Origin of the sequence: Paenibacillus sp. 453mf (assembly GCF_900116105.1) — a bacterium.
GTDB classification, from domain to species: domain Bacteria; phylum Bacillota; class Bacilli; order Paenibacillales; family Paenibacillaceae; genus Paenibacillus; species Paenibacillus provencensis.
The window spans coordinates 175,249-187,861 of the sequence record NZ_FPAC01000007.1; the positions used below are offsets into that span (position 1 = coordinate 175,249).

General features: G+C 45.0%; 10 protein-coding genes and 15 tRNA genes. 1 reads left to right on the forward strand and 24 read right to left on the reverse strand.

The genetic code is table 11. The features are described 5' to 3' along the window. Nucleotides 1-22 precede the first annotated feature (22 nt). From liaF to BM415_RS21605, 9 genes are all read right to left on the reverse strand, one after another. Complete coding sequence (liaF, locus tag BM415_RS21565; RefSeq protein ID WP_091161243.1) at nt 23-670, reverse strand: cell wall-active antibiotics response protein LiaF; 648 nt, start codon at nt 668-670, stop codon at nt 23-25. A 210-nt stretch (nt 671-880) separates the two neighbouring features. Continuing rightward, nucleotides 881-1,576: a PspA/IM30 family protein gene (locus BM415_RS21570; RefSeq protein ID WP_091161245.1), complete on the reverse strand. Its 696-nt coding sequence runs from the start codon at nt 1,574-1,576 to the stop codon at nt 881-883. A gap of 1 nt (nt 1,577) precedes the next feature. Then, entirely contained in the window at nt 1,578-2,036 is a 459-nt protein-coding gene (locus BM415_RS21575; RefSeq protein ID WP_091161246.1) for a PspC domain-containing protein, read from the reverse strand. A 4-nt stretch (nt 2,037-2,040) separates the two neighbouring features. After that, entirely contained in the window at nt 2,041-2,712 is a 672-nt protein-coding gene (locus BM415_RS21580; protein ID WP_091161248.1) for a PspA/IM30 family protein, read from the reverse strand. 36 nt (nt 2,713-2,748) lie between these two features. Beyond that, nucleotides 2,749-3,072 carry a hypothetical protein gene (locus BM415_RS21585; RefSeq protein ID WP_091161249.1) on the reverse strand — a complete coding sequence of 108 codons (324 nt, stop codon included), beginning with the start codon at nt 3,070-3,072 and terminating at the stop codon, nt 2,749-2,751. A gap of 273 nt (nt 3,073-3,345) precedes the next feature. Further along, the gene (locus BM415_RS21590; protein WP_091161251.1) at nt 3,346-4,221 is read right to left on the reverse strand and encodes a carbohydrate ABC transporter permease; all 876 of its coding nucleotides are present in this window, start codon (nt 4,219-4,221) and stop codon (nt 3,346-3,348) included. Nucleotides 4,222-4,243: 22 nt separating this feature from the next. Continuing rightward, nucleotides 4,244-5,191, reverse strand: a complete 948-nt coding sequence (locus BM415_RS21595; RefSeq protein ID WP_091161253.1) for an ABC transporter permease — start codon at nt 5,189-5,191, stop codon at nt 4,244-4,246. Between the two features lie 115 nt (nt 5,192-5,306). Then, nucleotides 5,307-6,845, reverse strand: coding sequence for an extracellular solute-binding protein (locus tag BM415_RS21600; RefSeq protein ID WP_091161254.1), 1,539 nt, complete (start codon nt 6,843-6,845; stop codon nt 5,307-5,309). A 240-nt stretch (nt 6,846-7,085) separates the two neighbouring features. Beyond that, nucleotides 7,086-8,606, reverse strand: coding sequence for an extracellular solute-binding protein (locus BM415_RS21605; RefSeq protein ID WP_244533647.1), 1,521 nt, complete (start codon nt 8,604-8,606; stop codon nt 7,086-7,088). A gap of 87 nt (nt 8,607-8,693) precedes the next feature. Between BM415_RS21605 and BM415_RS21610 the strand changes: the two genes are divergently transcribed. Continuing rightward, complete coding sequence (locus BM415_RS21610) at nt 8,694-10,988, forward strand: helix-turn-helix domain-containing protein (protein ID WP_091161256.1); 2,295 nt, start codon at nt 8,694-8,696, stop codon at nt 10,986-10,988. 186 nt (nt 10,989-11,174) lie between these two features. Here BM415_RS21610 and BM415_RS21615 read toward each other — a convergent pair. The 15 genes from BM415_RS21615 to BM415_RS21685 form a co-directional block, all read right to left on the reverse strand. Then, a tRNA-Leu gene (locus BM415_RS21615) sits at nt 11,175-11,254 on the reverse strand. Between the two features lie 14 nt (nt 11,255-11,268). Next, nucleotides 11,269-11,342, reverse strand: a tRNA-Arg gene (locus BM415_RS21620). A gap of 13 nt (nt 11,343-11,355) precedes the next feature. After that, nucleotides 11,356-11,441: transfer RNA gene (locus BM415_RS21625), tRNA-Leu, on the reverse strand. A 9-nt stretch (nt 11,442-11,450) separates the two neighbouring features. Beyond that, nucleotides 11,451-11,524: transfer RNA gene (locus BM415_RS21630), tRNA-Cys, on the reverse strand. A 6-nt stretch (nt 11,525-11,530) separates the two neighbouring features. Beyond that, a tRNA-Gly gene (locus BM415_RS21635) sits at nt 11,531-11,605 on the reverse strand. A gap of 8 nt (nt 11,606-11,613) precedes the next feature. Further along, nucleotides 11,614-11,688: transfer RNA gene (locus BM415_RS21640), tRNA-Gln, on the reverse strand. Between the two features lie 11 nt (nt 11,689-11,699). Beyond that, nucleotides 11,700-11,775: transfer RNA gene (locus BM415_RS21645), tRNA-His, on the reverse strand. Between the two features lie 20 nt (nt 11,776-11,795). Continuing rightward, nucleotides 11,796-11,869, reverse strand: a tRNA-Trp gene (locus BM415_RS21650). A gap of 7 nt (nt 11,870-11,876) precedes the next feature. Further along, nucleotides 11,877-11,962, reverse strand: a tRNA-Tyr gene (locus BM415_RS21655). Between the two features lie 11 nt (nt 11,963-11,973). Then, a tRNA-Thr gene (locus BM415_RS21660) sits at nt 11,974-12,049 on the reverse strand. A gap of 15 nt (nt 12,050-12,064) precedes the next feature. Then, nucleotides 12,065-12,140, reverse strand: a tRNA-Phe gene (locus BM415_RS21665). Nucleotides 12,141-12,163: 23 nt separating this feature from the next. Then, nucleotides 12,164-12,240 (reverse strand) — tRNA-Asp (locus tag BM415_RS21670). Between the two features lie 11 nt (nt 12,241-12,251). After that, nucleotides 12,252-12,325, reverse strand: a tRNA-Met gene (locus BM415_RS21675). A 10-nt stretch (nt 12,326-12,335) separates the two neighbouring features. Further along, a tRNA-Val gene (locus BM415_RS21680) sits at nt 12,336-12,408 on the reverse strand. 133 nt (nt 12,409-12,541) lie between these two features. Continuing rightward, nucleotides 12,542-12,613: transfer RNA gene (locus BM415_RS21685), tRNA-Glu, on the reverse strand.

Here is a 12,613-nt window from a genome sequence, read left to right on the forward strand (position 1 = left end):
GAGTCCTCCCTCCTGTTGAGTATTACGTTAATCGTACGTTAAGGTCGCCAATTAAATAGGAAATGACAAACTTCGCTTTATATTCACTGTTCTCATAACCCGGCGTTCGATATACAAGCCGATTCATCGCTCCACCTTTTTGATCATTTCCGAACTGCTGCTTGCCTAGTAGTACAAATGCCTCGATTTCTACACCATAATCCTCTGGGATCGATAAATCAATATCTCCCATCACTCCCTGCAAATAAACAACGGTTTCCTTCGTCTCCGGAATGGCCAGCGATAAGTCGGCATCCACTTCACCGATGACATGCCAGATCGATGTGTTCCGAAGCATCCAAGGCTCCTCATCCCAAGCAAAATTGGACATAAAATTTTGATTGATGATGTATCCCTCTCTCGGCTGGACTTTTCGCCCCTTCCAATAGAACACACCGAGTGAAATAAGGGTTACACCTACGACAAATATTAAATTGTCAAGAATGAGAATGGCAGCACCGACTCCCAGATAAGTGCGTCCTTTTTTTGCATTGCCCGATTGGAATTTAAAGTAACCATAGATTAATAAGAGAAGTGCGACAATCGTAAAGAAGCTGATAAAATCCCCAAGCAGCATCAGCAGTCCGATCCCTATCGCCAGTATTGCAAAAAACTGCTTTCTGTTACTCATCTGTCGCACCCCCTCATGTCAATTTTCAACCGAACCTTGAGCTGGTCAATCCGGCTGATTATGTAATTTGAATATCGCATTGCTGCAATTGAACCGGGTCTATCATCTTAAAAAAGGCCATACGGAACAATATCGCTCCCGTATGGCTCTATTCACCCTAGTCAAACCTACTGCTTGATTCTATCATAACTTCATGCTAACTTGAATAGCTTATTCTTTTGGTGCTTCTCCAGAAGAGGCTTTACCGTTCAGCTTGCTCTTCAGTGCTTCCAACTGCTCGTTTACTTTGAATTGTTTCTCCGTTTCTACCGGATTATTCGTGTTGCTGCTTCGGTATGGAGCACGCATTACGTCTGCTTCTGCTTCAAGCTGCATAATTTTCTCTTCCATACGATGGAATCCAAGAGATGCATTGCCGCTTTCGATCGTGTGGACACTGTTGATTTGGTTCATTTGTTTTTTGGCTTTGGCCATTTGTGCACGGGATACTAGCTCATTGCGTTTGTTACGCATTTTGTAGAACTCATCCTTCATGTCATGAAGCTGCTGCACAAGCTCTTTTGCTTGAGTCTCTGCTTCCACATGGAAGTTCTTGTATTCCTCTACCTTTTGATCATAATAGATCTTCTCTTCAAGCAGCTTGCGTGCAACTTCTTCCTGTCCGTTTACAAGTGCTGACTCAGCCTGTGATTCACGCTGTGCACCAAGACGTTCTGCTTCTTCCAAACGATGCTTCATACGGCGCTCGTTCGCCATTTGTTTCGCAACAGTGACTTCTGCCTCACGAATTTCTGCTTCCATATCACGAATATATTGGTTCAGCATTACAATTGGATCTTCTACTTTGTCCAGAACTTCATTTACCGATGCTTTTGTCATATCCTTAATTCTTTTAAATACTCCCATTTTATAAATCTCCCTTCTCATACTTCGATAGTTTTTGGCGCAGCTCTTCTACTTCTTTCTTTAATGCTTTTTTCTCAATGTCTCCCATCATGGAGTCGAGATCATCTTGCTTTGGCTCAAAACCGTTTGAACTCTGATAACGATTGCTGCTGAATCGGTCTCTCTGCGGTTCTTTATAGGAGGCAAACCCGCCTTGGTTCGCATATTCGCCGCCTTTTCCATAATATCCGGCTGCACCTGAACCTGGGCCGGGGCCGTAAGGGTCATAAGGTGGTATATATTCCTTGGGTACGACAAGCGCAGCAATGAAATAGAGGAAGATCATTACGCCGCCTGTAAAAAAGATGCTGACTACGAATATTAGTCTTGCTAGTGTAGAGTCTATACCGAGTGTTTCGGATAGCCCGCCGAGCAGCCCTGTTACCATCTTATCGCGTCTTGATCGATATAATTTACTCATCTAATTACTCCTTTCCTCCGTTCTCCAGCTTCTTCTTCAGCTTCGCCATCTCTCGTTCCAACAGATCAGAGACGGAATACTGGCTGGTTTCTCTTGTCTGCTCGCCGCGGCGCAGATCCCGAAGACTTCTTGCTTCGTACTCAAGATCCGACACCCGGTCCTCGAGACGATTGAACATTCCCGGAACATGTCTTCCGCCATATTGGCCAGAACGTTCATTCATTCGCTGCTGCAGCTGTATCGTCTGCATTCTCGCATAGTAATACTGACGCTTGCTGTATACCGATTGATATTCAGTCTTGAGATTGTCAAGCTGTTCCTCAAGCTCTGTCAATGCGTCTCTGCTCTGGTCGTACAATCCAATATATTGTTTGTACTTTTCCTCGTAGAGCATTTTTTCCTGCAGTGCGAGCTTCGCCAGATGATCTTCCTCTGCTTTGAGAGCCAGCAGAGCTTGCTCTTCTCTCTTGGCAATCATTGCTGAGGCCTCATCTACCTGCTGCTTTAATTGTCTGGTATGTCTGGAATATTGCTGGTGAAGCTTCTCAACCTCACCAATCTCATTTCGTGTATCCATCAAAAATTGATCGATCAGCTTGACCGGATCTTGACTTTGTTCCAAATGTTCATTAATTGTGGCTGCGGTTATATCCCGCATTCGACGAAATACGCCCATTCTTAATCTGACCTCCCTTTCCATCTGTTCAATTGATTAGTAACGTCTGCTTTTGTGATTGCTTTTGTCTTTGAGCATGTAAATACCAAATACGATCAACCCGATTGCAATGAGGGGTCCAATTAACCATGCCAGCTTGCTGATCAGAACCAGTACACCAATGACAAGAATAATGTAACCAATTAATGTGTTGCCTCGCTTGACACCGTAGTATCCTAGAGCGATCATCGCGATTGGAACCAGATAACCCATAATTTCTCTAGTTAATGCCCCAAGGAAGGGAAGAAATCCCCCGAATAGCATCAAGGCACCCACAACGATCAGGATGATAGCTAAGCTCTTACCTTTACTGTATCTCATATGTTGTTATCACCGCCTTCTGGTTTGTATTACTTCTTTACGATTTGCTTCATGTTTTGTTTCTTGTTTTTACTTCGTGTTCCTTATGACTTTATTTTAGGAGAATTCCCTTCTTTTCAAAACGGACCGGGGACGGTTTTTTAACCTAGACTCAGGTCGGGGATAAGCCAAGACCATATATGTACAGGCATCATCGTAAGCATGAATACAATACAAAACCGCCCCTCTTGTGAAGAGGAGCGGAATTTGATAATGAAATCCTGTTCAGTTGGCTCAGCCCTTAATCGAGCCCAGCATAGCGCCTTTTGCGAAATGCTTCTGCAAGAATGGATAGACCAGCAGGATAGGTAGTGTCGCTACCACAATCACCGCCATCTTCACGGCCTGGTCGGGCGGCGGAACCGAGGAATCCAGCTCTGAGCTGTAGTCCATGCCACTTGCGAGCACTACGATTTGACGCAGTAACACCTGAATCGGCCACATTTTACTTTCATTTAAGTAGAGGATGGCGCTCATATAGGTATTCCAATACGTAACCGCATAGAAGAGTGAAATGGTCGCAATGGCCGGCATGGACAACGGGAGCACGATACGGAACAGGATTCCAAAATCGTTCGAACCGTCGATCTTCGCTGATTCCTCCAAACCCTCCGGAATGTTCTGAAAGAAATTCTTAAGAATGATCATATTAAAGGCACTGATGGCGCTTGGCAAGATCAGAGCTGCATACGTATCAATTAAACCAAGCTCCTTCACGACGAGAAACGTAGGGATCATCCCCCCGCTGAACAGCATCGTAAAGACGACCATAAACATGATGACTTTGCGACCATCCAAATCCCGTCTCGAAAGTCCATATGCCATCAGTGATGTAATCAGCATACTGAACAACGTTCCGATAACAGTAACTCCGATTGATACGAGCATCGCTCGAAAGATGGTATTTGTTGAAAAAATAAACGTGTAGGCATCCAGACTCCAATCTGTCGGGATGAGCACAAACTTCTTGGCTGCCATTTCAGCACTCGTCGTGAATGAACCAGCGACCACATGCACAAATGGCAATACAGTAACCAGTGCAATGACGGCAAGCAGAATAAAATTTACACACGAGAACATTTTACCGCCCAGCGTTCTGTCTTCAACCATTTTCTTTCTCCTCCCGACGAGATTAGTAAACGCCCTCTTCACCCATTTTTTTGGCCAGCTTATTGGCGATCATCACAAGAACTAATCCGACAAAGGATTTAAAAAAGCCGATCGCTGTACTATAGCTGAATTGTCCTTGCTTCATCGCAGCTGTGTAGACATAAGTGTCAATAATCTCTGCAACCTCCCGATTCATGGAGTTCAGCAGGAGATATACATGCTCGAAGCCAAGCTCAAGCACATCGCCGATCTTCAGAATGAGCAGAATAATGATGACACTGCGAATAGCTGGAAGCGTGATATGCCATATTTGACGAAGTCGATTTGCTCCGTCCATTTTCGCTGCTTCATATAGCTGAGGATCGACAGAGGCAATTGCAGCGAGGTAAACGATCGTTCCCCAGCCTGCTTCACGCCAGATAACCTGAATGATATACGTTGGCCTGAACCACTCTGTGCTGAGCAGAAAATTGATTTTTTCGAAGCCAAAATATACGAGCAGCTCATTAACAATTCCGCCGTCCATCGTCAGCATGACATAGCCAATTGACACGATTATGACCCAGGACATGAAATGGGGCAGATAAACGAGTGTTTGGAATGTCTTCTTAAAGAAGGAGTTCCGCACCTCGTTCAGCATAAGGGCAAGAATAATGGGTACTGGGAAATAGAAGAGCAGATTTAACCCGAACAAGATGAGTGTGTTTGTGAGTATGTTTAGAAAATCCGGTTCGTTGAACAAACGGGCAAAGTGCTCAAACCCTACCCATTCACTGCCGAGTATCCCCTTGAACGGCTTATAGTCTTGAAATGAAATGATAAGTCCATACATCGGCAAATATTTAAATATAAGAAAATAGAGAATTCCTGGGAGCAGCATGACGTAAATCCATTTATTTTTCCAAATTCTTTTACGCAGCCTGCTCTCCTTTTTACGCGCTGTTGCAGATGGAACGGCGATTTCCTGCATAGCTCTCTTTCCTTTCTATCCGGTGTGTCCGGCGGCACTAGATCATCTGGATATAGCATCATTCGGATGTTTTCTGTGTTACTTAAACGCTTATCGCTGTAGGGCTGACTCCCATTTACTGCTTGGCCGCGTACGCCTCATTGAATTCTTGGATAATTTGCTCCCCGCCTTGCTGCTTCCACTGCTCAACGGCAGCTTCAAATCCTGCTTGGTCTAAGGTTCCATAGATATACTTGTAAGTCGCATCCGTGATAATCGTTTGCAGCTCAACGCCTTTGTTCGTATACGTCTCAGAGTCAAGTGCAGCAGTAGGATCATGAACGGCAATTTCCTCATTCGCTACGGTCAGCTCTTCTGCATGGATTCTGCCCGGCAGATCATGATAACCCTCATACATTCCATTCGTTTCTGGTTCCCCGATGACACTGTCTTTGTACCCCTTAACTTCACGTTCTGTTTTTTCCTGATCCTCCGATGCTTTTGCCTTACCGTCCTCAACGGTATAATGTACGCCCTCCTGCCCCCAGTACATCAAATTGGCGACTTCAGGAGTCATCATCTTGTCAAAGAAAGCTAACACCTGCTTTAGCTCTGCTTCATCCTTAATCGCGGAAGTTGGGAACAGAATGACATTGTTATATCCAGGAATAGCCCAGGTTGCCGCTTCACCAGTCGGTCCAGCAATCATGCTCTCTACATCCAGCACAGCCTCTGGCGCATTCTTGATCAGATCCTTGTGAAGGGAGTTAATATCAGACATAGCCCCCACATAAGCTCCTGCCTTGCCGCTCGTGAACAAGTTAACTTGGTCAGTTTTACTCGTGGCAGCAAAATCCTGATTGATCAGCCCTTCCTGGTGAAGCTTCTTGAAGAAATCGAGTGTTTCCATATACTCAGGGAATGTGAAATCTGGCTGGAGCTGTCCGTCCTTCTCCCCCCAGTTATTCGGAACTTTGTACCAGGAAGCCACGGTCTTGAATGCACCATAGACCAAATCATTCCGGTCTGTCAGTCCAATCGTATTGTCCTGTCCATCTCCGTCCGGATCCTGCTCCTTAAACGCTTTCAACATATAGTAAAATTGATCAACATTGGTTGGTGCCTCAATACCCAGCTTATCTGCCCAATCCTTACGATAGATGAGCCCCTGCCTTGCTAGTGGCCGACCGATGTATAAGGAATACAGCTTTCCATCCACCTTTGTGTTTTCGAGAATGAGCGGTTTTAGTTTATTCAAATTTTCAAACTCGCTTAAGTACGGTCCGATTTCCCAGAATTGTCCGTCACGAATCGCTTCCTTCATCTGAATGAATGTGGCTTGATTCTTTAAATAAGTTACATCCGGCAATGAACCTGTAGCAAAGGATGTATTTAATTTCTCTTCATAAGTGTCCGCCGGAAAAAATTGATACGTCAGCTTCGTATTTGTCAGCTTCTCCACTTCATTTTTAATCGTGTCAGGTGGAGTTTCCGCTGTGTTCAGAGGAAGCATGATCGTAATCTCTGCTGGTTGATTGGATGCTTCCTTTCCGCCTTGTGCCGCCCCAGGATCACTAGGAGTACCCGTAGCGCTCTCTCCTTCGCCTCCGCAGGCAGATAGGACCATACTAAAAGACGTCAATAGACTAAGCATCGCGAATGTTCTTTTTTTCATATTTGTCATGACCTCCATTAAATTGATGGATAACTTGCTTACATGCTTCACATTACATTTTGAGAACAGGGGTCGAATACAATCATTTGACCATATCGCCTTATCCCCTATGATACCTAATCAAATGATTATCATGGTTATCCAGAGCTAGAGCTATTTGGCTCTCAAGGATCGAAAAAAACCGCCCAAATGAGATTCCTGCGAATCACCATTGGACGGTCCCTACATTTATTTTTTATTTTATTTGAAGTAAGCAGAAGTGTATTCTTGAATAATATCTTCTCCGCCCAGTTGCTTCCAACGCTCAATCTCGCGGGCGAAGCCTTCTTGATCAAGATTCCCCAAAATATAATGATAGGTTGCATCGGATATCAATGTTTCCAGCTCCACATTTTTTTCGGCATACGTATCGGACTCCAGATGGAGAGTCGGGTCCTGTACCAAGAATTTCTCATTATCCATACTTAATTCCTCTGCTAATGCGGTTAAAGCTTCCTGCTGCGCAATCGGCATCACATTAGGGTTGCTGAGATCGGCAATCATTAATGTGTATAACGGATTTACTTCGTTAACCCGCAGTATAGAGGTTTCTTCATCCAGAAGCACCTTGCCATCTTGTACAGTGTAGTGTTTGCCCTCAATACCGTAGCGCATTAAATTAGCCACATCCTCATCCATCGTTCTGTCAAAAAAGCCAAGAATCTTCCTCAGCTCCTCCTCTGTTTTAATGGCTTTCTTTGAAAATAAAAAAACGCCGTTATAATTCGGAATAGACCACACTTTATATCCCGCCGGTCCCTGAATCCGATTAGAGAGCGTAAATCTTGCGTCTGGATTCAGCACCTTGGTCTCATCATACAAACGCTGGACATCTGTCATGCTTCCAATATATACGCCGGCCTTACCCGTAATGATCATATTTCTCTGTACATCTTTGCTAGTGACAGCAAAATCCTGGTTGATCAGCTTTTCCTTAACGAGCTTCTTCATAAAATTCATCGTATCCATGTAGGCCTGCGTCTCAAACTCAGGAATCAGTGTGTTTCCTTTAACCAGCCAGTTATTTGGTGTTCCAAAATAAGAAGACAGTGTCTTGAAGGCACCATAAGTCAAATCGTTTCGATCTGCTAATCCTATCGTATCATCCATTCCATTTCCGTCCGGATCAAAAAAAGTAAACGCTCTCATAACCTCGTGCAGCTGGTCCAATGTTCTTGGTGTTTCGAGTCCCAGCCGATCCAGCCAATCTTCTCGAATGATGACGCCTTGTCTTGAAGAGGGTCTCTCTGTGTACAATCCGTAAATACGTCCATCCACTGCCGTCTGCTCAAGTATACCGGAATCAAGGTATCTGAGATTGGGAAACTCTTCGATATACGGGCCGATCTCCCAGAATGTATCCGTTCGTATGGCGTTTTTGATAAACGGATAATCGATATGCTTCACAAAGGTCACTTTTTTCATTGAATTGGTCGTGAGTGCCGTATTAAGCTTATCTGTGTATATACCGTCTGTGACCCAATTGATCTCCAGCTCAGTATGTGTTAGCTGCTCAATTCGATCCATGATTTCATCACTCGGCGGATGAGGAAAATGAAGCGGAACCATCAGCGATACGGGAAGCTTCTCCTTCACTGGTATTCGAAGTTCAGCCTTAAGGGGTCCATTGCTGCAGGCACTAACGATCATAATGGATAATAGACCTGTTCCGGCCGCAATTATGCGTAGCCCCCATGCTTTTCGCTTAAAAAGAATCATCATAACAGCTCATCCCCCTTGCCGAATTTTCCATTAATAGGCATAATCAAATAAAGAAGCCTCAATTACTAATCGAGACAGGTGATGTCCATGCGCTGGAACGCTTTGAGCTTTTTAAGCAAAATAACCATCTTCGTACTCCTGTTGAGCACGATTCCTGTCATTTTCATTGGTGTATTCGCTTACGTTACCTCTACTCAGGAAATACAGCGGAACGTCAACAACAGTAAGATGCAGCTTATTTTGCAAATTAATTCCAATTTAGAACAAAAGCTCGTGACTGTCAATCACACACTTAATCAAGTAGTAAGCTCTAGTGTACTTAAAAATTCTCTTCATAGCCCTCTTTTTGTAACCGATTTCAAAACGTATAATGATCTCCGCACAGAAGTCCGTAACATGCAGTCGTTTGAAACCAAGCTCGATGACGTTGTACTCATCAATTTCGACCAAAACTGGATGATCAAAAATTCAGGTCTCTACCGGTTCGATGATTACCCCCTAGCCAATGAGATTCAAGACCTCAAAAATATGAAAGATAACTCGATGTGGACTCTTACGCCGACGAGGTGGTTCTACAGCGAAGAGAATGCGGACGGTGCCAACTGCAAGTACAATATCAGCTTAGTCAAAAAACTCCCGGCCACCGGAATGGAGAAATCCGGACTTGCGATCGCTAATATCCCCTCCTGTGAGCTTAAGGACTTTATTCAAAAGGACGGCGAATCGACCGAGGACATTATTATTCTGGATTCCAATGAACGTATCTTATTTCATTATGATCAGAACCTGATCGGCAAGCCCCTATCTGAAAGTCGACTCTTAGCTGAAGGCAGGCTTGATCAACCGTCAGGGCAGTTCACAACCGAACTGTCGGGCCAGGATTACGCCGTTTCTTATTACCGCTCTGAACTGAATGACTGGACCTATTTGTCTGCAACCTCCATCCAGAGCCTAACTCAAAAATCTTCACAAATTGGAACGTACACACTTCTGATGTGTCTGGCTCTGCTGCTTATTTCCGTCGGTATGGCCTTTCTTGGATCAAGACGCATTTATTCACCCATCCGGAGATTGCTGAATGAACTTGGGCTTAGACCTGAACGTAACGAATTTGAGCATATCGGGGCTGAGGTCTCTGACTTGTTTCAGTCGAAGTCCCGGCTTGAGAAGGAGCTGCATCAGCATATCCAGCAGGTTAGAGCCTTCTATTTAACAAAAGTATTCACAGGCCAGTTCAAATCAAATGAGCTTCTTCATAAGCTTGAGCAGTATGGTTATGGTAAACAACTCAACGAATGGCGCACGATGGCTGTCTTAACCATTCAGATTGATTTTACAGAACAAACACGTTATGAGAAGAAGGATCTAGAGCTGCTTTTGTTTGCCGTGCAAAATATGCTGGAGGAGCTTGTCTCACAGAAGGACCGTCTCACCCCGGTGATCATAGATAACACCATCGTCCTACTTGTCGGTGGTGAAGAAACGAATGATACCGTATTTAATGCTTATCTCTATTCTTTAACGGAAGATGTTCAATATCATATTGATGAGGTGCTTGACCTAGCAGTGAGCATTGGAATTAGTCTTCCTGTGGAATCTTTTCACGGCGTTTCTATGGCTTATCGGGAGGGACTGGAGGCACTCAGACATCGTATTAAGCTTGGCAAAGGCATCGTCATCCAGTATCAGGATTTAAATGATGGTAAGCACTATGTTAATCTGTCTTATCCGGCACAGCTGGAGAATGAGCTGGTAGAGGCCATCAAGCTGGCAGATGAGCGAAAGGCTCGAGATATATTTGAGCAGCTGCTTGACAGTATCTTCGATCTTGAGCTGCTCCCCCATGAGTATCAAATACCGATTACTCGGCTGCTTAATAATCTTCTGCTGATCATGCAGGAGTCTGGAATTAGTGTTCATCAAATCTATCATGAGAAACGCTCCGTCTTCGAAGATATTCTGAAGCTGGACACCGTTGATGAGATCCGTAATTGGTTCTGGTTCCAGCTGATCCATCCAGTTGTGGGTGTATTTCGCAGCCGTCAGGATACACAGTATCATCATATTTCCGAGAAGATCATCGACCTTGTACAGAATTATTATGATACCGATCTTACGCTCGAGGAATGTGCTCATCGTCTTCACTACAATGCCAATTATCTTAGCAGCGTTTTTCGTAAAGAGACCGGCTGTTCTTTTAGCGAATACCTGACAATTTATCGATTTAATATGGCAAAAAAGTGGCTTACAACGTCGAATATATCCATTAAGGACATCGCCACCAAACTGAGGTATAACAATTCACAAAACTTCATCCGCTCTTTCCGAAAAATTGAGGGCGTCACACCTGGAAAATACCGAGAAGACAGGAAAGCAATCTAAGAATAAGGAGGCGAAATCACCTCCTATTCTGTCACTATTTAAAATCACAATATCCGTATATCCTGAAGGTTTAACTTGATTTATAGTCACTTATTTGTAGACGGAACTCCTTACATATAGAAAGGATGATTGCAGCACAAAAAAGCGAAGAGCATTACTGTAATAGTAATACTCCTCGCTTATGTATGCCGGTGAAGGGACTCGAACCCCCACGGTTTCCCTCACGATTTTGAGTCGCGCGCGTCTGCCAATTCCGCCACACCGGCTTATTTAATTAAAGCGTGCCCTAAGAGATTCGAACTCCTGACCTTTTGATTCGTAGTCAAACGCTCTATCCAGCTGAGCTAAGGGCACATATTGTCTAACATGCGGAAGACCAGACTTGAACTGGTACGATAGTCACCTACCGCAGGATTTTAAGTCCTGTGCGTCTGCCGATTCCGCCACTCCCGCTTAAAAAAATGGAGGCGCCACCCAGATTCGAACTGGGGATAAAGCTTTTGCAGAGCTGTGCCTTACCACTTGGCTATGGCGCCTTATTATGGAGCGGACGACGGGAATCGAACCCGCGACCCTCGCCTTGGCAAGGCGATGCTCTACCGCTGAGCCACGTCCGCGTATAAACTGGCTGGGGATATAGGATTCGAACCTATGCGTGACGGAGTCAAAGTCCGTTGCCTTACCGCTTGGCTAATCCCCAATAAATATAAATGGGGCGATCGATGGGACTTGAACCCACGAATGCCGGAGCCACAATCCGGTGCGTTAACCCCTTCGCCACGACCGCCATATAAATTATAAGGTAATTGGCAGGGGCAGCAGGAATTGAACCCACACTAACGGTTTTGGAGACCGCTGTTCTACCTTTAAACTATGCCCCTATGAAACTGGTGGAGGATGATGGATTCGAACCACCGAACCCTTACGGGAGCAGATTTACAGTCTGATGCGTTTGGCCACTTCGCTAATCCTCCATATGAAACTGTGGTGCCGGCGAGAGGACTTGAACCCCCAACCTACTGATTACAAGTCAGTTGCTCTACCAGTTGAGCTACACCGGCATAAGGTGTTGTAAATGGTGGCTCGGGACGGAATCGAACCGCCGACACGAGGATTTTCAGTCCTCTGCTCTACCGACTGAGCTACCGAGCCATATTATAACATAATAACTAAAATGGCGGAACTGACGGGATTCGAACCCGCGATCTCCTGCGTGACAGGCAGGCATGTTAGGCCTCTACACCACAGTTCCATGTAATTCAATTGCGGGGGCAGGATTTGAACCTGCGACCTTCGGGTTATGAGCCCGACGAGCTACCGAGCTGCTCCACCCCGCGATATTAAGAATGGAGACTGAGGGGATCGAACCCCCGACCCTCTGCTTGTAAGGCAGATGCTCTCCCAGCTGAGCTAAGTCTCCATTATGTAAAAAGAAAGTGACCCGTAGGGGATACTCTCACTATCGTTCGAGACTGCGATGCAATTTCTAACGATGTAAATGCTTCGACGAACCCTGATGGGTTCTCATCCCCAATCGAAGAATCAAATTAAAGTGACCCGTAGGGGATTCGAACCCCTGTTACCTCCGTGAAAGGGAGGTGTCTTAACCCCTTGACCAACGGGCC